Annotated in this window: 27 protein-coding genes and 1 pseudogene; 7 read left to right on the forward strand and 21 right to left on the reverse strand. The window is 59.6% G+C overall.

All coding sequences use genetic code 11. The features are described from left to right. Window positions 1-4 precede the first annotated feature (4 nt). Both HDF08_RS06045 and HDF08_RS06050 read left to right on the forward strand, forming a co-directional pair. Complete coding sequence (locus HDF08_RS06045; RefSeq protein ID WP_179637640.1) at window positions 5-1,684, forward strand: NAD+ synthase; 1,680 nt, start codon at window positions 5-7, stop codon at window positions 1,682-1,684. A 41-nt stretch (window positions 1,685-1,725) separates the two neighbouring features. Further along, entirely contained in the window at window positions 1,726-2,802 is a 1,077-nt protein-coding gene (locus HDF08_RS06050) for a thioredoxin domain-containing protein (RefSeq protein WP_257030885.1), read from the forward strand. Between the two features lie 70 nt (window positions 2,803-2,872). Here the strand turns inward: HDF08_RS06050 and HDF08_RS06055 are convergent, their stop codons facing one another. From HDF08_RS06055 to HDF08_RS06075, 5 genes are all read right to left on the reverse strand, one after another. After that, on the reverse strand, window positions 2,873-3,100 hold the full coding sequence (locus tag HDF08_RS06055) for a hypothetical protein (RefSeq protein WP_179637641.1): 228 nt from the start codon (window positions 3,098-3,100) through the stop codon (window positions 2,873-2,875). Window positions 3,101-3,165: 65 nt separating this feature from the next. Then, entirely contained in the window at window positions 3,166-3,735 is a 570-nt protein-coding gene (locus tag HDF08_RS06060; RefSeq protein WP_179637642.1) for a DUF420 domain-containing protein, read from the reverse strand. Continuing rightward, a complete protein-coding gene (cyoE, locus tag HDF08_RS06065) occupies window positions 3,735-4,691 on the reverse strand; it encodes a heme o synthase (RefSeq protein ID WP_179637643.1) in 957 nt (318 codons plus the stop codon). The genes HDF08_RS06060 and cyoE overlap by 1 nt, the downstream gene beginning before the upstream one ends. A 95-nt stretch (window positions 4,692-4,786) precedes the next feature. Further along, window positions 4,787-6,550: a lysine--tRNA ligase gene (locus HDF08_RS06070; protein WP_179637644.1), complete on the reverse strand. Its 1,764-nt coding sequence runs from the start codon at window positions 6,548-6,550 to the stop codon at window positions 4,787-4,789. A gap of 105 nt (window positions 6,551-6,655) precedes the next feature. Next, the gene (locus tag HDF08_RS06075) at window positions 6,656-7,264 is read right to left on the reverse strand and encodes a class I SAM-dependent methyltransferase (protein WP_179637645.1); all 609 of its coding nucleotides are present in this window, start codon (window positions 7,262-7,264) and stop codon (window positions 6,656-6,658) included. A gap of 64 nt (window positions 7,265-7,328) precedes the next feature. On the opposite strand from HDF08_RS06075, the gene HDF08_RS06080 reads away from it, so the two are divergent. The 4 genes from HDF08_RS06080 to HDF08_RS06095 all read left to right on the forward strand — a co-directional run bounded on the left by HDF08_RS06080 (window position 7,329) and on the right by HDF08_RS06095 (window position 9,281). Beyond that, window positions 7,329-7,637, forward strand: a complete 309-nt coding sequence (locus HDF08_RS06080) for an AtpZ/AtpI family protein (protein WP_257030886.1) — start codon at window positions 7,329-7,331, stop codon at window positions 7,635-7,637. Beyond that, window positions 7,630-8,070 carry an ATP synthase subunit I gene (locus tag HDF08_RS06085; protein WP_353068611.1) on the forward strand — a complete coding sequence of 147 codons (441 nt, stop codon included), beginning with the start codon at window positions 7,630-7,632 and terminating at the stop codon, window positions 8,068-8,070. The genes HDF08_RS06080 and HDF08_RS06085 overlap by 8 nt, the downstream gene beginning before the upstream one ends. Before the next feature lie 41 nt (window positions 8,071-8,111). Then, window positions 8,112-8,843, forward strand: a complete 732-nt coding sequence (gene atpB, locus HDF08_RS06090; RefSeq protein WP_179637646.1) for a F0F1 ATP synthase subunit A — start codon at window positions 8,112-8,114, stop codon at window positions 8,841-8,843. A gap of 129 nt (window positions 8,844-8,972) precedes the next feature. Beyond that, the gene (locus HDF08_RS06095) at window positions 8,973-9,281 is read left to right on the forward strand and encodes an ATP synthase F0 subunit C (protein WP_179637647.1); all 309 of its coding nucleotides are present in this window, start codon (window positions 8,973-8,975) and stop codon (window positions 9,279-9,281) included. Between the two features lie 320 nt (window positions 9,282-9,601). On the opposite strand, the gene HDF08_RS06100 is transcribed toward HDF08_RS06095, so the two are convergent. From HDF08_RS06100 to HDF08_RS06170, 16 genes and pseudogenes are all read right to left on the reverse strand, one after another. Further along, window positions 9,602-11,122, reverse strand: a complete 1,521-nt coding sequence (locus tag HDF08_RS06100; protein ID WP_179637648.1) for an NADH-quinone oxidoreductase subunit N — start codon at window positions 11,120-11,122, stop codon at window positions 9,602-9,604. Next, a complete protein-coding gene (locus tag HDF08_RS06105) occupies window positions 11,122-12,693 on the reverse strand; it encodes a complex I subunit 4 family protein (protein WP_179637649.1) in 1,572 nt (523 codons plus the stop codon). Before HDF08_RS06105 ends, HDF08_RS06100 begins: the two co-directional genes overlap by 1 nt. 49 nt (window positions 12,694-12,742) lie before the next feature. Further along, a complete protein-coding gene (gene nuoL / locus HDF08_RS06110) occupies window positions 12,743-14,782 on the reverse strand; it encodes an NADH-quinone oxidoreductase subunit L (RefSeq protein ID WP_257030887.1) in 2,040 nt (679 codons plus the stop codon). Window positions 14,783-14,787: 5 nt separating this feature from the next. Further along, window positions 14,788-15,099 carry an NADH-quinone oxidoreductase subunit NuoK gene (nuoK, locus tag HDF08_RS06115; RefSeq protein ID WP_179637650.1) on the reverse strand — a complete coding sequence of 104 codons (312 nt, stop codon included), beginning with the start codon at window positions 15,097-15,099 and terminating at the stop codon, window positions 14,788-14,790. Beyond that, complete coding sequence (locus tag HDF08_RS06120) at window positions 15,100-15,606, reverse strand: NADH-quinone oxidoreductase subunit J family protein (protein ID WP_179582173.1); 507 nt, start codon at window positions 15,604-15,606, stop codon at window positions 15,100-15,102. A 118-nt stretch (window positions 15,607-15,724) separates the two neighbouring features. Next, window positions 15,725-16,786, reverse strand: a complete 1,062-nt coding sequence (gene nuoH / locus HDF08_RS06125) for an NADH-quinone oxidoreductase subunit NuoH (RefSeq protein ID WP_179637651.1) — start codon at window positions 16,784-16,786, stop codon at window positions 15,725-15,727. 50 nt (window positions 16,787-16,836) lie between these two features. Next, window positions 16,837-19,242, reverse strand: coding sequence for a molybdopterin-dependent oxidoreductase (locus HDF08_RS06130; protein ID WP_179637652.1), 2,406 nt, complete (start codon window positions 19,240-19,242; stop codon window positions 16,837-16,839). Window positions 19,243-19,245: 3 nt separating this feature from the next. Continuing rightward, window positions 19,246-20,562: an NADH-quinone oxidoreductase subunit NuoF gene (nuoF, locus tag HDF08_RS06135; protein WP_179637653.1), complete on the reverse strand. Its 1,317-nt coding sequence runs from the start codon at window positions 20,560-20,562 to the stop codon at window positions 19,246-19,248. Continuing rightward, a complete protein-coding gene (locus HDF08_RS06140; protein WP_179637654.1) occupies window positions 20,563-21,087 on the reverse strand; it encodes an NADH-quinone oxidoreductase subunit NuoE family protein in 525 nt (174 codons plus the stop codon). Then, the gene (locus HDF08_RS06145; protein ID WP_257030888.1) at window positions 21,080-21,304 is read right to left on the reverse strand and encodes a transcriptional regulator; all 225 of its coding nucleotides are present in this window, start codon (window positions 21,302-21,304) and stop codon (window positions 21,080-21,082) included. Before HDF08_RS06145 ends, HDF08_RS06140 begins: the two co-directional genes overlap by 8 nt. 84 nt (window positions 21,305-21,388) lie before the next feature. After that, window positions 21,389-22,657 (reverse strand): NADH dehydrogenase (quinone) subunit D, encoded by a 1,269-nt coding sequence (nuoD, locus tag HDF08_RS06150; RefSeq protein ID WP_179637656.1) that lies wholly within the window; start codon window positions 22,655-22,657, stop codon window positions 21,389-21,391. Further along, the gene (locus HDF08_RS06155; RefSeq protein WP_179637657.1) at window positions 22,658-23,149 is read right to left on the reverse strand and encodes an NADH-quinone oxidoreductase subunit C; all 492 of its coding nucleotides are present in this window, start codon (window positions 23,147-23,149) and stop codon (window positions 22,658-22,660) included. After that, window positions 23,149-23,556 (reverse strand): NADH-quinone oxidoreductase subunit A, encoded by a 408-nt coding sequence (locus HDF08_RS06160; protein WP_179638823.1) that lies wholly within the window; start codon window positions 23,554-23,556, stop codon window positions 23,149-23,151. The genes HDF08_RS06155 and HDF08_RS06160 overlap by 1 nt, the downstream gene beginning before the upstream one ends. Before the next feature lie 63 nt (window positions 23,557-23,619). After that, window positions 23,620-24,291 (reverse strand): prepilin peptidase, encoded by a 672-nt coding sequence (locus tag HDF08_RS06165; protein ID WP_257031052.1) that lies wholly within the window; start codon window positions 24,289-24,291, stop codon window positions 23,620-23,622. Window positions 24,292-24,294: 3 nt separating this feature from the next. Then, window positions 24,295-24,543 (reverse strand): annotated as a pseudogene (locus tag HDF08_RS21615) (prepilin peptidase); the annotation flags it as partial. A gap of 128 nt (window positions 24,544-24,671) precedes the next feature. Then, window positions 24,672-26,156 (reverse strand): carbohydrate porin, encoded by a 1,485-nt coding sequence (locus HDF08_RS06170; RefSeq protein WP_179637658.1) that lies wholly within the window; start codon window positions 26,154-26,156, stop codon window positions 24,672-24,674. Window positions 26,157-26,312: 156 nt separating this feature from the next. Between HDF08_RS06170 and HDF08_RS06175 the strand changes: the two genes are divergently transcribed. Continuing rightward, window positions 26,313-26,588, forward strand: a complete 276-nt coding sequence (locus tag HDF08_RS06175; protein ID WP_179637659.1) for a metal/formaldehyde-sensitive transcriptional repressor — start codon at window positions 26,313-26,315, stop codon at window positions 26,586-26,588. The last annotated feature ends 41 nt before the right edge of the window (window positions 26,589-26,629 follow it).

Consider the following 26,629-nt stretch of genomic DNA (forward strand, 5'->3'; position numbering starts at 1 on the left):
AAGGGTGAAGATAGCGCTTGCCCAGATCAACCCGACGGTGGGTGACTTCGCCGGGAATGCGAAGAAGATTCTTGAATATGCGTCTCGTGCCGAGGAGTTGGGCGTGGGCCTTGTAGTGTTTCCCGAGCTTGCGGTGTGCGGGTATCCGCCGGCGGATTTTCTGGAGAAGGCGTCCTTCGTTGCGAGGGCAGAGCAGGTGGTTGCGGAGCTTGCAGGCTGGACCGCGGTTGCGGGTCGGCCGGCGATTCTGTGCGGCACGGTACTGGCTTCGAAGGCCAGCGTGGGCAAGCAGGTGCGAAATGTCGCGGCGCTGATGGACGGGGGCAGGGTGAGCTTTGTGCAGCAGAAGATGCTGCTGCCGTTCTATGACGTCTTCGACGAGCAGAGATACTTTGAGCCGGCGACGGAGCAGGCGCTGGTCTGTGTCGGCGGGGAGCCGCTTGCGATTACGATCTGCGAGGACGCCTGGAACGACAAGGGATTCTGGCCCCGGCAGATGTATCCGGTCGATCCAGTGGAGAGGCTGATGGGGCGGTGGGAGTCGCAGTCGACGGAGCTGGCGGGACAGCAGCGGGTGATCTTGAATATCTCGGCTTCGCCCTATTGGCAGGGAAAGCCGCAGATCCGACAGAATATGCTGGCTGCGCTGGCACGGCGGCATCATGCGTTTGTGGCGATGACGAACCAGGTGGGCGGGAACGACAGCCTGGTGTTTGATGGTTCGTCGCTGGTGATCCGGCCGGATGGTCATGTCGTGGCGCGGGCTGCTTCGTTTGCTGAGGATCTGGTGGTCTTCGACACACGGGATGGCGAGGCGATCGCGGCAGCTACTCAGGTGGACGAGGTCGCTGCGATGTGGAGTGCGCTGGTGCTGGGGACGCGGGACTACGTGAGGAAGTGCGGGTTCATCAAGGTGCTGGTGGGGTTGAGCGGGGGTATTGATTCGGCGCTGGTGGCGGCGATTGCAGTGGAGGCTCTTGGCAAGGAAAACGTAATTGGTGTGGGAATGCCGACGGAGTACTCGTCGCTGGGCTCGATTGAGGATGCGCGGAAGCTAGCGAAGAACCTGGGGGTGAGGTTTGAACTGCTGCCGATCCATGATGTGTTCGCGCAGTTTCAACATGTGTTGCAGCCGCTGTTTGCAGGGACGCCGTTTGGGCTTGCAGAGGAGAACCTGCAGCCGCGCATTCGTGGGACGCTGCTGATGGCGCTGTCGAACAAGTTTAGCGCGCTGGTGTTGACGACTGGGAATAAGAGCGAGATGTCGACCGGGTACTGCACGCTGTATGGCGATATGGTGGGTGCGCTGGCCGTGATTGGTGATGTGATGAAGATGCGGGTGTATGCGTTGAGCCGGTATGTGAATCGCGTGAAGGAGATCATTCCGTGGGAGACGATCTCGAAACCACCTTCAGCGGAGCTACGGCCGGAGCAGCGGGATACCGACTCGCTGCCGCCGTATGAGGTTTTGGACCCGATCCTCGAGGCTTATGTGGAGCGGTATTGCTCGGCGGAACAGATCGCCGAGGAGCAGGGATTGGATGTGGCTTTGGTGAGGTCGGTGCTGCAGCTGGTGGAGAAGAGCGAATACAAGCGGCAGCAGGCGGCTCCGGTGTTGAAAGTTACGAGAAAGTCGTTCGGAATGGGGCGCCGGTTTCCCATTGCGGTCAAGGTTCAGGTGTAATAGAGGAGCTGCGCGGATAGCGACGGCGAAGGATGGTGTCTTTGAAGATTTTAAACAGGAAGATTTCGAATTGGATGTTGGCGGGAGTGGTGGCTCTGAGTGCTACGGCAGTGGCGGCGGCGCAGACGGCAGCGGGTGCGGGAGCGCAGACGGCCCCTGCGGGGCAGAAGTCGGACGCTCCCCTGAAGCTGCAGAGCCTGGGGCAGGATACCAAGGCGGATCCATTTCCTCCGGTGAATCAGAAGTACTTCACGGCGTCTACGCCTACGGTGGATACCGTCAATGCGTTTCTGAAGTCGCTGTGGGGATATGATTCGAACCGCATCTGGCGGGTGGAGGCGATTCAGACCACCTCGGCGCCGAATGTGACCAAGGTGATTGTGTTTGTGTCGGACAAGACTCCGAATGCGAAGGTGCAGCCGACGGCGTTTTTTGTGACGCCGGATGGAAAGCATGCGGTTGCGGGCGATGCGGTAGTGCCGTTTGGCGCGACGCCGTTTGCCGATCTGCGCAAGACGCTACAGGCTCGGGCAGATGGTGCGACGCGGGGCGCGACGAGCAAGGACCTTCTTCTGGTAGAGTTTTCCGATCTGCAGTGTCCGCATTGCAAAGACGCGCAGTCCACGATGGATCAGCTGGTGAAGGACTTCCCGAACGCCCGTGTGGTGTATCAGAGCTTTCCTCTGGTGGATCTGCACCCCTTTGCGTTCAAGGCGGCGGCGTATGGGTACTGCGTGCAGAAGCAGAAGAACGACGCGTTCTTTGTCTACTCGGCTGCGGTGTTTGATACCCAGGCTGCTTTGACGGACGAGACTGGGAATCAGACGCTGAAGGATGCTGTGACCAAGGCTGGACTAGATCCGGCAGCGATCGATGCGTGCGCGGCGACTCCGGCAACCAAGGAGCAGGTGAATGCCTCGATCAAGCTGGCGCAGGATGTGGGTGTTGAGCAGACGCCGATGCTTGCGGTGAATGGGCACCTATTGCCGCTGGCTGGGATTCCGTACGAGACGCTGAAGACGATCATTTCGTACCAGGCTTCGCTCGATGGCGTGAGCACGGGAGCGACCGGGCCGGCGGTGGGTAGCAGCTCGAATCCTCCGACACTGGGAAAGTAGCTGCTTCTGCGTTTCGGTTTGATGAGAAAGCTCTGATCATGGCGATCGGGGCTTTTTTATGTGTGGAGGGTCAGCGGTGGCGGTCGCCGAGGAGTTTGATAGCTGCCAAAAGAAGCGTGAGAAAACCGGTGGGGAGGCAGCCCATTGCGAGCATCAGGGACAGCCAGCCGAGGTTGGTGTGCGGACCCTGATGGCGGGAGATGCCTCCGAAGCTGGTGAAGATGAGTGCTGCTGCGATGACTCCAGTCCCGAAGATGAGGAGGCCGGTACGGAGGAGCTTGCGGGTGTCTGGTTGCATAGGGACGGTGCTTCGTGCGGTGGTTTGATGTTGCTTTGTTGTGAATCTGCGTGAGTGGATCTTCCTTAGTGAATCAAGGCTTGCATGGCGTATACGATGACTCCGGTGACGGAGACGTAGAGCCAGATGGGGAAGGTGTAGCGTGCAAGTTTTTTGTGCGCCGGGAAGCGGCCGGTGAGCGAAAGGAAGAATGTGATCAGGATCATCGGCAGGGCGACGACCGAGAGGAAGATGTGGGAGGCGAGGAGCTTCCAGTAGAAGGGCCACCATGGGCTGAGGCGGTTGAAGTGAGTTTCGCCATGGAGGGTGAAGTTGGTCAGGTAGGAGACGAGAAAGATGGTGGAGAAGAAGAACGCCGTGAACATGGCCGCGCGGTGTTGGGTAACGCGGCGAGCTCTGATATAGCCGAAGCCAATGATAAGCGCGATGGTGCAGAGGGCGTTGAGGATCGCATTGAGTAGCGGGAGCGAGCGAAGATGATTGCCGGTGATATCAAGCGGCGCATGGAAGTAGACGAGGTAGCAGATGAGTGCGCTGGCCGCGGCGCTGACGACGATGATAGTCGCGATGATGCTTGGCGGAGTGCGCAGGTTTGCGCCGGGATTTTTGTTGGGCAGAGCAGTTTGCGCGGGCATTAGAAGAGAAGACGTCCTTTGGCGTCTAGCATCATGGCGGCTAAAAGTAGCGGGAGATAAATCACTGAGGCGCGGAGGAGATCGCGGGCTACGAGGCGCGAGGAGTCGGAGTCGGGATTGCGGAGGATGCGCGCGAAGCGAATGGTGTACCAGAGGTAGCCTGTACCCAGGATCGTCGCTGCGACTGCGTAGAAGTAGCCGGTGGTGTGTAGCGCTGCGGGCCACAGGCTGGCTGGGATCATAAGGACCGCGTAGAAGAGGGCCTGAATGACTGTGCTCTGTGCGGCGTACTGGGTATTTGGCAGGTTGGGTGTGAGGCGGATGCCGGCGCGGGCGTAGTCGTCGCGGTACATCCAGCCGATGGCCATGAAGTGGGGGAACTGCCAGACGAAGAGGATGGCGAAGAGAGCTACGCCGGGCCACTCGATGATGCCGCGTGCGGCGGTCCAGCCGATGAGGGGGGGCAGTGCGCCGGGGAATGCGCCGATGAAGGTGTTGATGGTGGTGACGCGCTTGAGCGGGGTGTAGATGGCGACGTAGCCGATCGCGGTGAGGAGTGTGAGGGTTCCGGTGAGCAGGTTGGTGGTGTAGGCGAGGTAGAGCGAGCCGAGGAAGATGGCCGCGAAACCAAGGATGAGGCCGTGCGTGAGCGAGATTCTACCGGCTGCCATGGGGCGTGAGGCGGTGCGGCGCATAAGCGAGTCGGTTTTGCGTTCGAGGGCCTGGTTGAGCGCGCTGCTGCCGCAGGTTACGACGGCGATTCCTGCGAGAGCCTGGAGGAGACCGGCGTGGAAGGGGCTGATGCCGCTGCGGAGGCTGCCCAGATAGAAGCCTGCTCCGGCGGTGATGATGACCATGGTTGAGACGCGGAGTTTGAAGAGAGTGGCGTAGTCGGCGAGCAGCGAATGGGACTTCGCGGGCGCGAGGACGTGATCGGTTGTCGCGGAGGTGGCCACAGGATAAGGATAACGCGTTTGGGGCGCGGCGACGGGGCTGGCGTCGCCGCGTGTGCGCTATTCGAGCGGCTGTGTTCTATTCGGCTGACTATGGTTTATTCGGCTGACGCGCCGTGTTTGGCTTCGGCTGCGTCGGACTGTTTGACATGGGGGCGCAGGAGGGGAAAGAGGATGACGTCGCGGATGGATTTGGAGTTGGTGAGGAGCATGGTGAGGCGGTCGATGCCGATGCCTTCGCCTGCTGTCGGGGGCAGGCCGTAGCCGAGGGCGCGAACGTAATCCTCGTCCATCTGGTGGGCTTCGTTGTCGCCACGTGCCTTTTCGGCCATCTGCTGCTCGAAGCGGGTGCGCTGGTCGTCGGGGTCGTTGAGCTCGGAGAAGGCGTTGCCGACCTCGAAGCCTCCGATGTAGAACTCGAAACGCTCGACCCAGCCGGGCTCGTCGGGTTTGATCTTCGAGAGGGGGCTTACGGCCAGGGGGAAGTCGTAGATGATGGTGGGCTGGATGAGTGGTTCTTCGATGCCCATCTCGCCGCCTCGCAGGGCTTCGGCTCTCAGCTCGAAGAGATCGGAGATGGCTTTGCCGTAGGGTGCGCCCTTGTCGAGGACGAACTCGCGAACGAAGTGGCAGTCTGCGCCGAGGCGATTGAGGGCGCGATCGAAGGACGACTTCTCCGGGTCGGCGAACTTTTCTCCTTCGTCGATGAGCGCTCTGAATTTTTCCTCAGAAGAAAAATCTTCTACGGTTGGTTGAATTGGTGCGTTCGGCGGCCACCACTTGATGATGGCCTCGCGCATGGAGAGCTTGGTCCATTTGCTGAGATCGATCTCGTGTCCGTTGAAGTGGGTGATGGTCGAGCCGTTGACCTCTTTGGCGACGCAGATTACAAGTTCTTCGCTGAGGGTCATCAGATCGTGATAGTTCGCGTAGGCTTGGTAGAACTCGAGCATGGTGAACTCGGGGTTGTGGCGGGTGCTGATGCCTTCGTTGCGGAAGTTGCGGTTGATCTCGTAGACGCGATCGAGGCCGCCTACGACGAGGCGCTTGAGGTAGAGCTCGGGCGCGATGCGAAGGAAGAGGTCGAGGTCGAGCGCATTGTGATGGGTGGTAAAGGGCTGGGCGGCTGCGCCTCCGGCTACCTGATGCATCATGGGGGTTTCGACTTCGAGGTAGCCGCGGCGGTCGAAGAACTTGCGGATGGCGCGGAGGATGGCGGCGCGCTTGACGAAGACCTCGCGGACGTTGGGCGTTTCGGGTTCGGCCGGCTCGGCTGGTGCTTCGCCTGAGGTGGCGGGCTTGGTGGCGCCGGTGTTCATGAAGAGGTCGACGTAGCGCTGGCGGTAGCGAAGCTCGGTGTCTTCGAGGCCGTGATACTTATCTGGCAAAGACAGCATGGCCTTGGTGAGGAAGGTTAGCGCGGGCAGGTTGTCGAAGCCGCCAACGTGGATGGTGAGCTCGCCGGTGCGGGTGCGGAAGAGATGGCCGCGGACGCCGATGTGGTCGCCGAGGTCGAGGAGCTTGTAGAGAGCGAAGGTGTTTTCACCAACGTCGTCTTTGCGGACGTAGATCTGGAAGCGCTGGCCGCCTTGCTGGAGCTGCGCGAAGCCAGCCTTGCCCTGAACGCGGATGGCCATGATGCGGCCGGCGATGCTGACGAGGATGGGGTCGGCGTCGAGCTGCTCGGCGGCGAGGGGGTCGTAGGCGGCGCGGATCTCGGGGATGGTGTGGCTGGCGGCGTAGTGATTGGGGTAGGTCGCCTCGGCGTGGCTGAGGCCTTCGAGCTGACCGAGGGCGGCAATCTGCTGGAGCTTGTCGCGGCGCTGCTGATAGAGATTTTTTTCGAACTCCGACTCGTACACAGGGATTCCTTTGGCTGGATGTTGCTGACACCCCAGTATATGAGAGTGTGTGAAGCGAGTGGGGAGCGTCTCACTTTGAATTCTTGCTTAAAGGTGTAAAGCGTCCTATTGCAGTTGGGCGAGCCAAACGGCGCGGCCGCCGCAAGTTTGATCCTCTGATACAGTGGCGACGACCGCGAAGCCGTGCTCGCTGAGCAACCTGATGTACTCGGCCGAGTCAAGACTCGCATGATACAACGGCTCACCATGAAGCTGCCCAATCGCCTCACCATACGAACTTCCGCTCGTGAACATCAGCGCGGCGTGCGGGGCGGCGTGCGCTTTGAATATCGAAAACATCCGCCTCTGGTTCTCATGATTCAAGTGAAAGAAGCTATCCCAGGCGAGGATGCCGTCAAAACGTTGCTCAAGACACAATGTGCGCATATCTGAAAGAAGCGCCTGCTGACTGGGCAAACGCGCTTGAAACATGGCGATCATCGTGGCCGAGGAGTCAATGCCGGTCACGGCGTAGCCGCTTTCGCTAAGATGTTTTGCGATTGGAGCACCGGCTCCGCAGCCGATGTCCAAGACCGATCCGCCCGTTGGAATCAGCGCGCAAAAGCGATTCAACCACCCGCGTTCGCAAAAGTTATTCTCGCGCAGCCGCTCGTTAGCCCAGGCTGCGGCGTGCCTTTCATAGAGGTCGATAACGCAATCGGAGTCGGTGCTCATCGAAAAATTCTACGACGTACCGAGGGTTGAGGAGATGGATCCTTTCGGAGGACGGAAATCGAAGATGAGATCCCATCGGACGCTGTATGCGTGGTGTAATAGTCCTGCTATGGCGGATGATGGAGCAGGGAACGGCGGTAACGGCGCGAGTGGAGGCGGCAAAGGTGCGCTCGGTGAGTTGGTGAAGGCTGAATCGATGATTCAGTTGGCGATTGCTCTGCCGGCTGGGTGCGTCATCGGGTGGTTAGTGGGGAGCTGGCTGGATCGGCACTTTCATCAAGGCTGGATCACGGTTGTCGGGATACTGCTTGGGGCAGCGGCGGGATTCGTCCAGATCTTTCGGACGGCGTCGCGGTATATCAAGCGTGGATAAGAGCGCAGGTGAGGATGATCTTGTGAAGACGATGGAGAGCTTCAGCGACGCGGACTTCAAACGGACGATCTTGAGCGCGTTGCGGTTGCTGGTGGTCATTACCGTGGTTGCAGCGCCGCTGGTGTGGTGGAAGATGGGCTGGCAGTCCGCGGTTTTGCTGCTGGTGGGGGCGCTGATCTCGGGGTCGGGTCTGTTTGAGTGGCTGCGGTTGATGACGGCGGTGATGGTTCGGATGGATGGCGGAGGAAAAGCGAAGCCGATGGGACTGATTTTGTTCGGTTTCTTCCTGCGGCTGGGGCTGACCGTAGTGCTGCTTTATGTTAGCCTTAAGATTCTGAATGGTTCGGTCTACGCGCTTGCCGCTGGCCTCGCTCTGGGTGTGTTTGCACTGACGATCGAGGGTTTGAGGCTAATGAAGGCGTGGACGGTTTAGGCCGGGCGTTCGCGGATCAGACTGAAAAGAAGTTTATTTATATGCCAACACAGACACTCTTCACTCAATTTTTGAATCAGCACTTCGGTGTGTTTACGACCTCGCTGCTGCAGACGCTGCATGTGCATCCGAAGTACCCGGCCTATCCGATTACGGATTCGTTTGCGATGGAGCTGCTTGTGTTTCTCGTGCTGATCGCGTACTTCATCCTGGTGCGGATGACGCTGAGCGTTGAGAAGCCAGCCGCAGCGCAGCATCTGGCGGAGATGACCCATGAGTTTGTCTCGGAGCAGGGCGAGCAGATCATCGGCCACGGGTCGGAGCGTTTCACGAGCTACCTGACATCCCTGGGGCTGTTTATTTTGCTGGCCAACCTGATGGGCATCATTCCCGGGCTGAAGTCTCCTACGGCTTATGCCGTGGTGCCGCTAGGCTTCGCGCTGGTGACGTTCATCTACTACCACTATCACGGGATTCGCGAGAACGGCTGGGCTTACATTAAGCAGTTTCTGGGCCCGGTGTGGTGGTTGTACCCGCTGCTGCTGCCGATTGAGATCATCTCGCACCTCGCTCGCGTTCTCTCGCTGACGGTTCGTCTCTACGCGAATATGTTTGCGGGAGACCTGGTGACGATTGCATTCTTCTCGCTGGTTCCGGTTGGGATTCCGCTGATCTTCCTGGGGCTGCACCTTGGCGTGGCTGTGGTGCAGGCTTATGTGTTCTTTCTGCTGGCGGCGATTTATCTCTCGCTGGCAACAGCACACGATCATTAGAGACTTCAAGTTTCGCTGCGTTGGGGCCTCCTCTCGCAGTGTGCAACAACGCCGCATAGCGTGAGGGTGCCAGCACGGTGAGCATCAACCACCCACTGGCGGCGTATCCACGGAGGCAGGAGCAACACGATGAAGAAGCTGCAATATCTGTTTATGTCGTTGGCCGCGCTGCTGTTTGCAACGCCGGCTTTTGCGCAGGGCGCTGCCGCTGCAAGCCCCGGAGCCCAGTGGGTTCCTCTGGCTGCTGGTCTGGGCATGGCGCTGGCTGCTGGGCTTTGCGGTCTGGGTCAGGGTAAGGCGACCGCTTCGGCAACCGAGGCGCTGGCACGTAACCCGGGCGCTCGTCCTGGAATCTTTATCTTCCTGATTCTTGGTCTGGCGTTTATTGAGTCGCTCGCGCTGTTCACGTTTGTCATCATCTTTCTCAAGGTCCAGTAAGCTTTGGGAAGTGTGGGAAAAGAAAGCCTCCGCTATATGCGGGGGCTTTCTTTTGGTTAGAAGATAGATGTCCTGCCGGACGGGCCCGCTGCGCGCGGGGCGGTCACTTCGTGACTTGTGTACCTTGTTTTGGGTGATGCGATAAGTGTGGTCCTCCCGTTGGTCGGAAGAAATTCATGCCGACCAGCGGGAGGAACTAGATTTATGTGTTTGCAAAACCGGTATACACGCCACGAGGTGGCCGCTGAATCGGGGTCCCCATAAACAGGCCTTCGTTTGTGGGGTGACTGAGCGCAGGAGGCCCGTCCGGCAGGACGCAGTTACTTCTCGTCGAACTGCAGCTGGAGGTGGCAGCTATCGGGAGAGGCGGCACACTCCTGTCGGCCCTGTTCGATGAGAGTCGAGTGGCTGGCGTACTCCGCAAAGGAGACCGCACCGCTGGGGAGAATGCCGAGAGCGCCCGTCGCCACAGCAGCAAGACCAATCCCAATCGCCGCAGGAACACTGATGCGGCGAAGCTGGTTGAGGCGGGTACTTTCGCTGCCGGGGCGCGTGTAGATCGCAGCCAGTAGACGCAGGTAGTAGAAGCAGGCGACGCCACTGTTGAGCAGGCCGATGACCGCCAGCCACACATTGCCGCCGTGAATCGCCGCCGAGAAGACGTAGAACTTGCCGAAGAAGCCGCCGGTGAAGGGGATTCCGATGAGCGAAAGCAGGAAGAAGCTGAGCAGAGCGGCGAGGTAGGGACGCTTCTGGCCGAGGCCGGTAAAGTCGTCGATGCTGCGAGCGCACTCGTCGTAGCCGGAGATCTGCGTGACGACCGCGAAGGCACCGACGTTCATCGCGGCGTAGGTCGCTGTGTAAAAGCAGGCTGCGGCGATACCGTCGTAGGGAAAAGCAGTAAAGGCGACGAGGAGGTAGCCGGCGTGGGCGATGCTGGAGTAAGCGAGCATGCGCTTGACGTCGCGCTGCATCAGGGCGCCCAAGTTGCCGATGGTCATCGACAGGGCGGCGAGAATCCACATCAGGATGGCCCAGCGATGTTGATAGGTGGGGAAGCCGGTGAAGGTGATGCGCAGCAGGACGGCGAAGGCAGCGGCTTTGGGAGCGGTCGACATGAGGCCAACGACCGGCGCTGGTGCGCCCTGATAGACATCAGGGGTCCAGACATGGAAGGGCGCGGCGGAGACTTTAAAGCCGAGACCGATAACGATGAGCGCGAGGGCGGTAAAGGCGAGGGCAGGAGTTGTAGTGGTCTCGAGGCCGTGGGCGATAGCGTAGATGTTGGTCGAGCCCGTGGCTCCGAACGCGAGGGCTACGCCGTAGAGGAAGAAGGCCGTGGCGAAGGAGCCGAGCAGGAAGTACTTGATGGAAGACTCGGTGCCCGTGGCTTGGCCCTTGCGGAAGCCGCACATGATGTAGGTGGAGATGGAGGAGATCTCCAGGCCAACGAAGATCATGAGGAGTTCGACCGAGCAGGTCATCAGCATCATGCCGACTGCGCCGAAGAGCGTGAGGGCAAAGTACTCGCCCGCGTGGCTGGCATTGCCTTCGAAGAAATCGAGTGAGCCTAGCAGGGTGACCAGGACAACGGAGCCGATGACGAAGTGGAAGAGCACAGAAAAGGCGTCGACCTGAATGGTACCGGAGAAGGCGTGGACGGTGCCGAACTGAATCTGATACCAGCTTGCTGCGAGAGCGGCGACGGTGCCCGCGATTGCCAGCCAGCCGAGAGGCTTGCGGCTGGAGCCTGGCTTCAGGCATGGCTCCGCGAGCATGACAACGACACCGACGAGGGTGAGGATGAGCTCGGGAAGGAGGGCCAGGACGTTAGGGGACATTACTTCGTGGCCTCCTGGGCGGCGGATGTCGGTGTCTGTGGGACGATGTTGCTGACGGAGGCTGCGGGCTCGACTGGCTGCGGTTCCTGCGCGAGGTAGGTTCCTGCGGTGTCGATGGCGCGCAGCCAGTAGGGGGACGCAATGCCCATGAACAACATCACGGCGATAAGAGGCCAGAGTGCGAGGTGCTCGCGGGCGGTGACGTCAGGGACTGGCACGTCGGCTGTGTTCTCGTTCAGGTCGCCGTAGAAGACGCGCTGAATCATCCAGAGCATGTAGGAGGCGGTGAGGATGACGCCGGTGGTGGCGAGCACCGTCCAGCGCGTGTGATGGGAGACGGCGGACTGTATGCCGCCGGTGAGGACGAGGAACTCGCCTACGAAGCCGTTAAGCATCGGCAAGCCGATCACCGATAGGGTTGTGATGACGAAGAGGGTCACCATCCAGGGGAGCTTGGCGGCGAGACCGCCGTAGTCGCGCATGTCGTAGGTGCCGTAGCGCTCGTAGAGGATGCCGAGGAGGATGAAGAAGGCGCCGGCGCCGATGCCCTCGTTGAGGGTGGCGTAGATGCCTCCGTCGATGCCCGCGATGGTGAAGGTGAAGATGCCGAGGACGACGACGCTGACGTGTCCGAGTGCGCCATATGCGGCCAGTTGCTTGAGATCTTTTTGAACGAGAGCGATGAGTGACCCGTAGACGATGCCGATGGCTCCGAGGGCGATCATGAGGGGGGCGATCTGGCGGGACTGCTCGGGGAAGATGCTGAAGGAGAAGCGCAGGATGGAGTAGAGGCCGAGTTTGCCAACCAACACCATCACGGCGGCGGTGGGGGCTTCGGCGATTGCGTCTGAGAGCCAGCCGTGGAGCGGAAAGACCGGCACTTTGACTGCGAAGGCTACGAGGAAGGCGAGCGAGGCCAGCCAGAGCGCCGCGTTATTGCTGGAGATATTGTGGGCGGCAGCAAGCTGGGCGAGCTCGGGGAGCTGGAAGGTGCCGGTGCGGGCGTAGACCCAGAGCATGCCGACCAGCAGAATCGCCGAGGGTATGAAGGTGTAAAGGAAGTATTTGATGGCGGCGCGGCGGCGGTTGGCGCTGCGACCGAAGGTGGCGATGAGCAATGTCATGGGAACCAGCGAAAGCTCCCAGAAGGCGTAGTAGAGGAAGAGGTCGAGCGAGACGAAGATGCCGATCATCGCGACCTGTTGCAGAAGGAAGAGGGTGTAGAAGAGCTTCTTGCGGTCACCGATGGTGTTCCAGGAGACGAGGACGCCGAGGGGGGCGAGAAAGCCAGTGAGAACGACGAGCCACATGGACAGGCCGTCGACACCGAGGTGATAGCGGATGGCGGGCGAGGTGATCCACTCGTGGTTCTGTTCGAACTGGAAGCTGCCTGCGACGGCGGAGTAGTCGTAGTGTGCGGGCAGATGCAGGGTGCAGATAAAGGTGATGAGGGTGACGGCGAGCGCACCCCATTGCATTAGCCTGCCCTTATCGGGCAGTAAAGCCAGCAGGACCGCGCCCGCGAGCGGGACGAAGATGAGTACGGTCAGGATGGTGTGGTCGATATTCATCGTTTCCTTTGGGTGGTGCAAGAGCAGGGTACTGGTAGAACGAGCTTGCTTAGTGCATCCAGATGGAGCGGCCGAAGATCATGACGAGTAGAACGGCGGCGGCCCCGAGTGCGAGCCAGCCGGCGTACGAGCGGATGTTTCCAGATTGAACGCGGCGGACGAGAGAGCTGAAGCCTCGCGTAGTTGCGCCAGCGGCGGCGCCCGAGCCGTTGACGATGCCGCCATCGATGATGCCGCCGAGGAAGAGACGGCTGAACATAAGCAGCGGAGAGACGATGAGGGCGCCATAGATCTCGTCGATGTAGAACTTGTGGTCGACGAGGTTGTAGAGGGCTGGCATCTTTGCTGCGAGGGCTGCGGCTGTGCCGGGCTTCTTGTAGTAGAAGAGGTAGGCGATGCCGAGGCCTGCGAGTGCGACGAGGACGGAGACTACGGCGAGGCCCAGCTCGGAACCGTGGCTGGTGGATGCTGCTTCGACGGCGGCACCTGTGCTGAAGACGGGATCCAGGAAGTGTTCGATCTCGTTATGGCCGCCCATAGCTGCGGGAACGCCTACCCACCCGCCAATAATCGACAGCAGCGCGAGGATAGCGAGCGGAACGGTCATGATCGCGGGGGACTCGTGGACGCCGTGCGTATGGTTGTCTTCTGGGTCGACGACCATAACGGCGTGGCTGCCGGAGTGAGTGTGGACGGCTGCTCCGTGATCGTGGAGATCCGTACGCTCCTCAAGGTGTTCAGGACCAAAGAAGGTCTTGAACCAGAGGCGGAACATATAGAAGGAGGTCATTCCCGCTGTGATGAGGCCGACTAGCCATAGCAGTTTGCCTAGAGGATTGTTCGAGACGAAGGCCTGGTAGAGGATCTCGTCCTTGGAGAAGAAACCGGCCAGTGGCGGGATGCCGGAGATGGCGAAGACGCCCATCGTCATCGTCCAGAAGGTGACCGGGATGCGCTTGCGGAGACCGCCCATCTTGCGCATGTCCTGCTCGCCGGAGAGCGCGTGGATGACCGAGCCGGCAGAGAGGAAGAGCAGCGCCTTGAAGAAGGCGTGGGTGAGCAGATGGAAGATGCCTGCCGTGTAGGCTCCGACTCCGCAGGCCAGGAACATATAGCCGAGCTGAGAGACGGTGGAGTAGGCGAGGACGCGTTTGATATCGTGCTGTACCATGCCGATGCAGGCGGCAAAGATGGCCGTAGCCGCGCCGATGATAGCAACGACGCCGAGCGCGTAGGGGCTGCGGTCGAAGAGCACATGGCAGCGCGCGACCATGTAGATGCCGGCGGTGACCATCGTCGCCGCATGGATGAGCGCGGAGACGGGGGTGGGACCTTCCATCGCGTCGGGGAGCCAGACGTACAGCGGGATCTGCGCGGATTTGCCCGCCGCACCGAGGACAAGCAGAAGGGCGATCGCGGTGAGAATGCCGCCGTTCCAGCCGGGGTTGACGCTGATCGCCTGAAAGATGTGCGAGAAGTCGAGGGAGCCGAACTCGCGAACGAGGAGGAACATCGCGAGGAGGAAGCCGAAGTCGCCGATGCGGTTGACGATGAATGCTTTTTTCCCGGCGTTGGCGGCGGAGTCCTTGGTGAAGTAGAAGCCGATGAGTAGGTAGGAGGCGAGACCTACTCCCTCCCAACCGACGAAGAGCAGGAGGAAGCTCTCAGCGAGGACGAGGACGAGCATGAAGAACATGAAGAGGTTCAGGTAGGCGAAGAAACGCCAGTATCCCTCTTCATGCGCCATATAGCCGACCGAATAAACGTGAATGAGGAAGCCGACGCCGGTGACGACGCCGAGCATGATGAGGGTGAGGTGATCGACGGTAAGGGCGAAGTCGATCTGGAGGCCGGTGATTGCGATCCACGGCTGGCTGACGACGCGGAGGACTTCGGGCGCACCTTCGGCCTTCATGACGATCCAGAGCCACGCAACGATCGCGGCTGGAATAGCAGTGCAGAGCAGAGCGACGGCGGAGATCAGAGGACGGGGAAACTTGCGGCCCACTGTGCCGTTGATCAGAAAGCCGGCAAAGGGGACGAGCGGGATCAGCCAGAGGTAGTCGGAGATCATGGAGGCAGAGGGCATAGAGGTCACGATTTCATCAGGTCGATCTGGTCGACGTTCAGCGTTTCACGCGTGCGGAAGATGGCGATGATGATGGCAAGGCCGACGGCGGCCTCGGCTGCGGCGACCACCATCACGAAGAAGACGAAGATTTGGCCGGAGACCTGGTGCCACATATGCGCGAAGGCGACGAAGGTGAGGTTGACGGCGTTGAGCATGAGCTCAATCGACATGAAGATGGTGATGAGGTTGCGTTTGATGAGGAAGGCCGCGACGCCGGTGGAGAACAGTACAGCAGCGAGGATGAGGTAGGCGGCGATGGGCACTTGTGGAAGCATCTATTGCTCCTTTCGCGCGAGCACAACGGCTCCGAGGATGGCTACCAGGATGAGGATCGAGGTGACTTCGAAGGGCAGAAGCAGCTTGGTGAAGAGGATGGTGCTGATCTCGGAGATGTTGCTGGTGACGTGGTTGAGATAGCCGCCGATGTTGGTGTAGCCGAGAGCCTTGCGCTCTGAAAGGAAGACGAAGCTGAGCAGACAGAAGATGGCAGCGGCACCGGGGAAGCCGACGAGGTACGCGGCTCGGCTGCCAGTGGTTCGCTCCTCTTCGCCTGCGTTCAGGAGCATGATGACGAAGACGAAGAAGACCATGATGGCGCCCGAGTAGACGATGACCTGGGAGGCGGCGAGGAACTCGGCCCCCAGCGACCAGTAGAGGACCGCCAGCGACATCATGACGACGACCAGCGAGAGTGCGCTGTTGATGGGATGGCGCTGCAGGAGGAGGTTAAGCGCCCCTGCTACGGCCAGCCCACCAAAGATGAGAAAGAGTGCCAGTTGCATGATGTTTCCGTCAGGTCCTTTGTGAATCGCTTGAGACGCTTAAAACAGGGCAGAGGCCGATTTTGAAGAACTGGGCTATCTGCTGATTGTAAAACACCTTGTTGCTTATTCCGTGGAGCTAACTCCGTAAGGCAATGACTAAACTTGTGACGATGATGTTGGCCATGGCAAGCGGCAGGAGAAACTTCCAGCCGAAGCTCATGAGCTGGTCGTAACGGAAGCGCGGCAGCGTGCCACGTACCCAGATAAAGAGCAGAAGGAAGCCTAGAACCTTGCCTACGAACCAGAGGATTGGGAAGATGGCGGAGAGGATGGGGCCGCCAAAGTCCGCTGGGAGCAGATGGCCGAGAGGGCTGGAGGCTCCGCCAAAGAAGAGCAAGCTAGCGACGCAGCTTACGGTGATCATGTTCGCGTACTCGGCCATGAAGAACATGGCGAACTTCATGGAGCTGTACTCGGTGTGATAGCCGGCGACGAGCTCGGACTCGGCTTCGGGAAGGTCGAAGGGCGCGCGATTGGTCTCAGCATAGGCGGCCATGATGTAGATGAAGAAGCCAACGAACTGGAAGCCGCCAAAGACGTTCCAGCTAAGCAGGCCGTGTGCGCCCTGGCTGTTGACGATATCGCGCAGACTGAGCGACTGCGCACGGAGAACGACGCCGACAAGAGACAGACCGAGAGCCAACTCGTAGCTGATCATCTGCGAGGTCGCACGAAGGCTGCCGAGGAGGGAGAACTTATTGTTCGAGGACCACCCCGAGAGTGCGATCCCGTAGACCCCGATGGAGGTGATGCCCAGGATGACGAGCAGCCCGATGTTGAGGTCGGCGATGTTGAACATCTCGACGCCCTTAACCGTTTGCATACCGCCGAAGGGGACAACCGCGATGGAGATCAGTGCACAGGTCAGCGCGATGATCGGCGCGGCGATGAAGAGGGGCCGTTCTGCCGCGATAGGCAGGAGGTCCTCTTTGAGGAAGAGCTTGATGCCATCAGCCATCGGCTGCATCAGGCCGAAGGGTCCGACGCGGGAGGGTCCCCAGCGATTCTGGATGCGGCCCAGGAACTTTCTCTCCAGCAGAACGGTATAAGCGACCGCCATCAGCGTGAGGACGGTGACCACCGCAACCTTGAGGATGCTGAGCAGCAGAAATGTCTGAAATGGGCTGAGGTGGCTCACGGCGGTGGGTTGGGCTCCTGTGGTTGTTTCGAGTCTGCGGTTGAGTCTACTTAGTCGGCTGCAGTCTGAATCTGGGTGAGGCCGGTTGGAGGACGAAGGCTCTCGTTATGCTGCAGGTCGGAGAGCATGGCGGAGTAGCGTCCCAGGGTGCCCGAGGTAAATAGTGTATCGTTCGCCGGAAGGACGAGGTCGCGGCGTTTGCTTATTTGAACGAGGTCGGTTACGGTTACAGCTGGCTGCAGATGCTGGTCGTTGCCACTGAGCAGCTGAAGGCGTAGCAGGTTGTATCCGGGGACGAGGCGCTGTATCTCGTCGAGAATTGCGAAGGGATCGAAGGGGCTGAGCTTCGGCTCCATGTTGTTCGCTGAAAGCCACACTGCATGGCGGTCGGCCTCGCCGGACTGTGCGCCGCGGGACTGGCCCATATCGGCCCGCGTGCCTTTGCCGAAGGGAACCAGAACCTTCATGTTCGCGCCCATCTTGTCGGCGATCCGGACGATCAACTCGAAGTCGCTGCGGACTCCGGCACGATCGCCAGCCTTGTTTACGAGCTGAAGGTCGCCGTAGCTGTTGGTCACGGAGCCGGACTTCTCGTAGAGGTTCGAGGCCGGAAGAATGACATCGGCCACGGCTGCGGTCTCGGTGAGGAACATATCCTGCACCACCACGAAGGTGTCCTTGAGGGATGCGGGATCGACGCTGTATCGGGAGACTGGGTTCGTTCCGACGACGTAGAGCGCTGAGAGTTCGCCACGTCCAGCGGCTTCGAACATCTCGAGCAGATCGAGACCTGGAGTGGTAGGAGTGTTGTACTCGGCGAAGGTGGTGTTGCCTGCGAGTGGAGTGTAGCCGGGAAGCAGGTCGGGGAGCAGGCCCATGTCTGCTGCGCCGCGTGAGTTGACGTAGTCGGAGATGAGGGCGAACTTGCGGTTCGGCAGCGTCTTGCCGAAAGCGAGGAGGCGCTGCAGATCTGCGTCGCGGAACTCCGATCCGAGAAGGACGAGGAGGCTCTCCTCGGCGCGGATGGCCTTGCGGAATTCGTGAAAGGAGGATGCGTCTGCGCCGGAGTGGGTGAGGGCATCAACGGCACTGTCGTCTCCGGCGATGAAGCTGGCCAGTGCGCCGTAGCTGAAGGGTGCAATGTGCGCGAAGGCCTTGGCCTGGCGGCGAAGCTTGATCTCGGCAGAGTTGGCGATGTAGAGCCGGGCGCGGTTGTTGCGGACGTTGGTGCGGATATTCCACGCGGTGGCGGGTGCCTGGATGGTGGGGTCGCCGCCGAGGATCATGATGGCCGGCGCGGTCAGCGTGTCCTTCAGGCTGGCGGTACGATCTGTGGTTCCTGCTAGGGCGCGGGCAAAGGCTACGTAGTCCGCGGTGCGATGGTGATCGATGTTGTTGGTGCCCAGCACGGTGCGAGCGAACTTCTGTAGCAGGTAGGCCTCTTCGTTGGTGGTGCGATTGGAGCCGATGACGCCAATGCTCTTGCCGCCGCGCGTGTCGCGAAGTTCGCGGAGCCTCTTGCCGACGTGGTCGAGTGCAACCTCCCAGCTGACGGGCTTCATCTCGCCGTTGGGCTGGCGAACAAGCGGCTGGGTGATGCGGTCTTCATTGTTGGCAAAGTCGAAGGCGTAGCGGCCCTTGTTGCAGAGGAAGTCGACGTTGATGCCGGATTTGTCGCGGTTGTCGCCGCGGACGATCTCGGAGCCGTCCGTGGTGCTGCGAACGCCGAGGGTGGTCTTGCATCCATCGCCGCAGTGCGTGCAGATGGTCGAGACGTGATTCATCTCCCAGGGCCGCGTCTTGTAGCGATAGGTGCCGGAGGTCAGCGCGCCGACCGGGCAGGCGTCGATGCACATGCCGCACTGCTCGCAGTCCACGTGGGCGAGATCGTCGGGAGACATCTGCGCGGGGACATTTGGGGCGATGACTGAAGAGCTGCCCCGGTTTTGAATGCCGAGAGCAAAGACGTCCATGCCTTCGCCGCACATGCGCACGCAGCGATAACAAAGGATGCAGCGCGGACGATCGAAGTAGACGACGGGGGACCACTTCTGTTCTTCGCGATGGTCCTTGGGTTCGGCGTAGAAGCTGTCGGCGGCACCATACTTGAAGGTCATGTCCTGCAACTCGCACTCGCCGCCAGCGTCACAGACCGGACAGTCGAGCGGATGGTTGCCAAGGAGAAGCTGTAGCGTAGCCTTGCGAGCCTGGGCGATCTCGGGAGACTCGCTGGTCACGACCATGCCCTCGGCGACGGGCGTAGTGCAGGCGGTCTGAAGCTTGGGCATCTTCTCGATGCGCACGACGCACATCCGGCAAGCCGCCTGCAGCGATAGACCGGGATAGTAGCAGAAGGCGGGGATCTCAATACCGGCGGACTTACAGGCTTCGAGCAGAAGCGTGCCTGCGGGTGCGGTGATTTTTTTACCGTCTACGGTAAGGGTTACGTCTGCCATGGCTTAATGCGCTCCGACCAGCTGTTCTACGGTGATGATGGGGGTTCCGGCCTTATGACCTTCAATGTAGTCTTCAAACTCTTTGCGGAATTTTTTGACGAAGGCGATGGTGGGCATGGCCGCTGCGTCGCCCAGTGGGCAGAAGGTGCGTCCCAGCATGTTCTCGGCGAGATATTGAACGTTGTCGACATCTTTTTTATTGCCGCCGCCGTTGTAGACGCGGGTTAGAGTCTTCTTGATCCAGTCCGTACCCTCGCGGCAGGGGATGCACCAGCCGCAGGACTCATGCTGGTAGAACGCGATGGTGCGAAGCGCGAATTCAACAATAGAGACCGTCTCATCGAGCACCACGATGCCACCTGAGCCGAGCATGGTGCCGGCCTTGCCCATCTGGTCGAAGTCAAGGCCTACATCGATCTCGTCCGCGGTCATCACCGGACAACTTGAACCGCCGGGGACGACAGCTTTCAGCTTCTTGCCATCCTTGATACCACCGGCAACCTCATAGATCGCTCGCTTGAGGTTATAGCCCATGGGAAGCTCGTAAACGCCGGGGCGTTCGACGTGCCCACTGATGCCGAAGAGGCGTGTGCCGCCGTTGCGTTCGCTTCCGAGCTTGGCATAGGCCTCGCCGCCCATCAGCAGGATGTGCGGCGCGTTGGCGATGGTCTCGGCGTTGTTGATGACGGTGGGACCGCCATAGAGTCCAACGACGGCAGGGAAGGGAGGCTTGATGCGAGGCACTCCGCGTTTGCCTTCGAGCGACTCCATCAGGGCGGACTCTTCGCCGACCTCGTACGCTCCCGCTCCGGTCTGGGTGATGATGTCGAAGTCAACGCCGGTGCCGAAGATGTTTTTGCCCAGGAAGCCCTTTGCGTAAGCGTCGGCGACGGCCTTCTCGACAATCTTGAGCAGGTAGCGATACTCGCCACGAAGATAGATGAAGCCGAGCTTGGAGCCGATGGCGAGGCCTGCGATCATCGTGCCTTCAATGACTGCGTGAGGATCATGCAGGAAGAGGACGTGGTCCTTACAGGTCCCCGGTTCGGATTCGTCACCGTTTACCAGCACATACTTCGGCTTTTCAGATTGCTTTGGGACGAAGGACCACTTCATGCCGGTCGGGAAACCAGCGCCTCCACGGCCGCGCAGGCCACTGGCCTTCATCTCAGTGATGATCCACTCAGGTCCTTTAGCGATGGCTTGCTGAACGGCTTTATAGCCATCGAGCTCGACATACTTGTCGATATCGGTGGCGCCCAGGCCGAAGCGGCGGGAGACTACTTTTACCTCATCGGGGTGCGAGACGAGTGATGGCATCTACTTCACGTCCTTTCCCGTCGCGTCGGAACTCAGCCCGTCGCGATACATCTGAAACAGAACGTCCACCTTTTCTGTGGTGAGATCGTCGTGGAAGTCGTAGTTGATCTGGATAGCAGGCGCCCAGCAGCAGGCGCCGATGCACTCAACCTCTTCGAGCGAAAAGACGCCGTCCGGTGTTGTGCCTTTGTGGCCGATACCCAGCTTGTGTTTGCAGTGGTCAAGGATCTCGTACCCACCGCGCAGCATGCAGGAGATATTGGTGCAGACCTGCACGTTGTACTTACCCGCGGGCTTGGTGCGCAGCATGGAGTAGTACGAAAGAACGTTGCGTACGTCCAACTCCAGAAGGTCGATGCGCTGGGCGATCTCAGCGACGACGGCGTCAGAGATATAACCGATCTCATCCTGTGCGTAGAGCAGCATCGGCACAAGCGCCGACCGCTTGAGCGGGTAGATAGTGACGAGATGGTCGAAGCGTGCGGCCGTCTCTGGCGAAAAGATCGTATTGGCTATTTCACTCACTCTGCATCATCTCCCGCGCCAGCCTCTCGGCGGCAAGGTCCATCTCTTCGGTGATACTGTTCAGTTTGACCGTTCCATCTTCCTGCATGGCGAAGGTAGAGCGGCTACCATCACTTGATTCCATCGTCTCGTGCGTAAAGCGAAGCCAGCGACTGGCCACACGAAGTGTAATCTCTTCTGCTCCCACTTCAACTACTGCATGGTGCTTGCTGTTCATTCCATGGACGGCCGCGTAAGAGCGAAGCAGCGAGGCCCACGAGGTCCAAAGTTCAGCTCTGAGGCGTGCTTCGAGCATCAGAGGTTAGCGGTCGATCTCGCCGAGAACGATATCGATCGATCCGATGACGGCGACGACATCGGCGAGGAGGCGGCCTTTGCACATGGTTTCGAGTGCTTGCAGGGTTGCGAATCCCGGATTGCGCATGTGGACGCGGTAGGGTTTGGCGGTGCCATCGGAGACAACGTAGTAGTTCATCATGCCGTGCGGAGCTTCGACAGAGCTGGTCGCCTCACCTGCCGGAACACCAAAGCCTTCGGTGACAATCTTGAAGTGATGGATGAGGGACTCCATCTGAGTCTTCATCTGCTCGCGATTCGGGAGGATGATCTTCGGCGCATCCGCGACAATGTGTCCTTCAGGAAGGCCATCGAGCGCCTGCAGACAGATCTTGACCGACTCGCGAAACTCCTGCATGCGAACGATGTAGCGCGCCCAGACGTCGCCGACATCAGAGACCGGCACGTTGAACTGGAACTTCTCGTAGCCGGAGTAAGGCATATCACGACGAACGTCGAAGTCGACACCAGAGGCACGCAGCGGGGGGCCGGTGACGCCCAGCGCAATCGCGTCTGCGGCTGAGAGGTAGCCCACGCCCTTCAGGCGATTCATCCAGATGGGGTTGGTCTGCAGCAGGCCCTCGTACTCCTCAACGTGCGCAGGGAAGTTCTTGAGGAAGGTGCGGATCTTTTCGTAGATATCCCGTGGAGGTTCGAGGCTAAGGCCGCCGACGCGGACGTAACTCGTCATCATGCGCTGGCCAGCGACCGCTTCGAAGATGCGCAGCAAGTCTTCGCGCTCTCGGAAGCAGTAAAGGAAGACGGTAAGCGCGCCGATGTCCATGGCATGAGTGCCGAGCCAGACCAGGTGCGACTGAATGCGGGTGAGCTCGTTGAAGAGGACGCGGAGATACTGTGCGCGCTCGGGAATCTCGAGCCCCAGCAACTTCTCTACTGCAAGGCAGTAGGCGAGGTTGTTGGTCATGGGACAGAGATAGTCGATGCGGTCGGTCATGGGGACGACCTGCTGGTAGAACTTGGCCTCGCAGGTCTTCTCGATGCCAGTGTGAAGATAGCCGATGTCCGGAGCCAGCCCGACGATGGTCTCGCCGTCGACCTCGATGACGAGGCGCAGAACACCGTGGGTCGAAGGATGCTGCGGACCCATGTTGATGATCATGGTCTGATCTTTGGACGGCGGATTCTGTCGGTTTCGTGCGGAGTTGGCGATGAGATCGTCAATGCCCGGATCGATAGCCGCCACTCCGGTAAGTTCTTCAACAGGGGGAGTCATTTAGCGATAGCCCTCCACGGGGTAGTCCTTGCGTAAGGGATGCCCTTTCCAGTCTTCCGGCATCATGATTCGGCGAAGGTTGGGATGGCCGCCAAAGTGAACTCCAAAGAGATCGAAGACCTCGCGCTCGTAGAAGTTGGCAGAGGGCCACACCGGCGTGATGCTGTCGAGCGCGGCGGCGTCTCCATCGAGGCGAACGGAGATGCGAAGACGCTCCTTCAGCTTGTGCGAAAGAATACTGTAAGAGATTTGGAAGCGCGGTTCAGAGGGGTACCAGTCTACTGCGGTGACATCCTCGAGGAAGTTGTAACCCGCCTGCTGGACGGCTTTCGCCGCGGAGACGATGCTCTCACGAGCCACGGTGATGGTGAGCTCGGCGCGGTCGAACTTGGCGTCAGTCGCAAGGTCGGCCAGAGCTTTCACGGCGGCGTTTTCAGGATGCGCCTCGAAGACGGCCTGTTTGCCCTTGATGGCAGAGGCTGGATCGTACATTAGAGGTCTCCCTTATCATTCGCCCAGTCCAGGATGCCCTTCTTCCAAACATAGAAAAGGCCTACTGCGACGAAGCCGAGATAGACGAGCATCTCGTAGAAGCCGAACATGCGCGAGCCGGTAATCGCTGGCAGGCGACGGAAGATTACAGCCCAGGGAAGCATGAAGACCGCTTCAACATCGAACAGGATGAAGAGCATAGCGACCATGTAGAAGCGGACGGTGAAGCGGCCACGAGCGTCGCCCACCGGCTCCATGCCGCACTCGTAGGCTCCGGCCTTGGTGCGCGAGTTTTTGTGTTTTCCGATGAAAAAAGAGGCGCCCACCATGCCCAAAGCGAGTCCGAGGGCGGCCAGGACCTGAAGCACGAGTGGAAGGTAGTTCCAGATGTAGGGGTAACTGTGCATGGCCATCTTCGACTCTAAGATTGCGGCTGGCAAGTGTCAAGTGATTGTCACGACGATGTGCGGCTATCGAAGGAGAGCTATGTACATGTTGATCAGACGATTACCGAAAAGTGCGCTGATTAGTCCACCGATCGAAAGAAAGCTTCCGAAGGCGAGTCTGAAGGTAGCTCCTGCCCTGCCGCGCGCCAGAAGGATGACTCCATAGACCGCTGCCGCTAATGTTCCGAGGAAGAGGGAGAGGATCGCTGGCCAGAAGCCAACGAAGGCCGCGATCATGGCGAGCAGCTTCACGTCGCCAAGGCCCATGCCGTCGCGGTGTCGGATGGCTTTATAGAGCCAGCGAATGAGTAAAAGCAGGAGTGCTGCTCCGCAGACAGCCGCGATGCGACCGAAGATCAGGCTCTCGGGACCGGTAAAAAAGAGATTGCCGTGGTCGGTTACTCCGCCAGGACTAGTCAGTTGAATGTGATGATTGCTGAGGACCACCTGGTCTTCGTTTGGGCCGAGGAAGAGGGCCTGCGTACAAACGAGGAAGAGAGCGATGGCGATGCCACCGAGCGTGAAGGAGTCAGGCAAGATCATGGTCTGCCAATCCATGACCATGAGGCCGATGAGAAGAAAGCCGAGAACCGCGATGCCGAAGCTGGCAATGCTGCGCTGAAGGTCTGCTGAAGAGAAATCGTGCCCGAAGTCGTGTATTCGACTGTATTCGGATAGAAATCTGCCGACACTCATCCAAAACCACACTCCTACTGCAACCTCTACCAACGGATAGCGCCACGAGATCGCCTGTTTGCAGTCCCGGCAACGGCGACGAAGAACTATCCAACTTATAAGTGGAACATTGTCGTACCAGCGAATGGGCACTCCGCACTTAGGGCACCGAGAGCGTGGATGGACGACCGACTCACGCTGCGGGAGTCGCGAGATACAGACGTTGAGGAAGCTGCCGAAGAGAAGTCCAAGTACAAATGCTAAGAAGATCATGATGCCGGGCACAGGAAGAGTATACGGTTTCAAGGCCGCGCTTACAGGATAGCTAGGAGGCGGAAATCCGGACCTAAGTTACTTCCTTCAAAGACGTTGCAGCAGAAAAGTATAGGTAGGAGTGATACCTAGAAGTCTACGTGCATGCGGACCGATTCGACCAGCACCGGCCCTCGATCCTGGTTGTAGCCGGGATGTTCGATGAATTGAAGATCGAGCGCATAGTAGATTCCCCGCCAGGTGTGCAGGTTATAGTAGCTCTCGAGGATGTCCTCGCGTGCGTAGTTCAGCTTGCCGTCGCCCAGCAAAAACCCCAGACCGCCCAGCTTCAGATAATCCTGATGATCTTTCTTGATGGCGTTCGTGACGAAAACTAAGCCCAGCTTGTCGCTCGGACGAGACCACCTGCGGCCAGAGTAGTCGCCACCAAACTCCACCGTCTGATCCACTTCGGTATAAGCGAAGGACTCATGCTGGCCCTCATTCCATCCGAAGCGGCCAAACATCCGTATGTCTCTGGTGAGTTCCTGTTCGAAGTTCAAGGCGAAGCCGTACTTCACCGCGCTGAACTTCTCAACATTCTGGATGACTGGCCGCGTGCCTTCGCCGGCAAGAAAAGCCTTATTAGCGTCGCGATATAAGCCCATGTGAGCGTGATTAACGTAGCTCAGGATGCGAATGGTGCCTTTGCGCTCAGGCGGTAGCAGACGGCCAAGGAGCGGCTTGCGGAACTCAAACTCCCAGTTCTGTCCGCTGGCACGACGGAGAGCCCAGTCCAGATCGATCCCGTTGGCTACGGTCGGCATCAACGCAAGGGCATACCGCACGGACCAGGCCTTGTCGTCGTACTCGCTGACGATGCCGTAGGTGTAGCCGCGCGTGTCGGCTGCGTAGTCCCACGCGCCGTTGTTGTCGACCGTCCAGTTCATGAACTGAAGGTGGCTGTCGCTGCCGATGCTGTTAATATCGAGAAAGTCGGGCAGGCTCATCTTGCCCACGTGAAACTCCAGCCGGCGCTCCGGCAGCTCCGTGCCAGGGTAAAACTGTGATTGAGCATTTTCGACGAGCTTGCTGGTGAAGCCGATCGTCTGGTGGAGTTGCACGCGAGCCATGTACGGCGTCGAACCGAGGTTCGGATTGCGCACCACATCGAGATTCGTGAAGCCCGCTAGTCCCAGCGCCTCGCTGTCGCCCCGGCCACCCGCAGATTCGAGGTCGAAGAGGGCGTCCAGCGCGAACTTCGGATCAGTGATGACTCGCGCACCCAGAAAAAGCGTGCCGAGCAACGACGTCTTATATTCCCCTCGGGACAGCAGGCTGTTGACGCCCTCGTAGGGCGAATGGAACGGCCCATGCGCCTGAAAGATGATGTTGGCCTGGCCGCCGATGAAGAATCGCGAGTGCTCCCAGTGTGGAAACATGGTGGGCGAGTCGGTTTCACTAGTGTCTGGAACAGGAGTGACCGGAGCAGGAGTGACCGGAGCAGGAGCATCGATCTGGGGTGCCGCGGTCGTCTCTGTGGCGAGCTGTGTCTGGGCCGCCAGGAACGTGGAGGCTGATAGCCAAATGCATGCGCCCGCAAGCAGGCAAGTCCGGTTGAGTTTTCCTGTCATGGAACTGTTATCTTCAGGCCTGAAAGTGAATAGAGTGCAAATTTGCCAGGCGGGTTGAACCCTTTCGAAAGGTTGAGCGGCCTCTGATTGAGAGATGGCCCCATACTGAATCGGCCTAACATAGTATACCCCGGTAGGGTACATTGGAGAAGAGAAATGTCGCATACCAAATCAGCCCAGATCAAATTGCTCAACCGGGTCAAGAAGATTCGAGGCCAGATAGACCGCGTGGAACGCACTCTGGCATTAGACGATCACGAGTGCGCGGAGGTGCTGATGCTGCTCGCAGCGGCGCGTGGCGGAATTAACGGGCTGATGGCTGAGGTGCTCGAAGACCATATCCGACTGCATCTGTTACGCGACGGACATGCTCCTCTGACTCCTGAGCTAGGGGAAGACTTGATTGATCTTGTGCGCGCCTATCTCAAATAGCAGCTGGCTTGGTTGTGTTCAAGAATTGAGCCTGGTGCTTA

The sequence above is a fragment of the Tunturiibacter empetritectus genome, from assembly GCF_013410875.1.
Taxonomy (GTDB): domain Bacteria; phylum Acidobacteriota; class Terriglobia; order Terriglobales; family Acidobacteriaceae; genus Edaphobacter; species Edaphobacter empetritectus.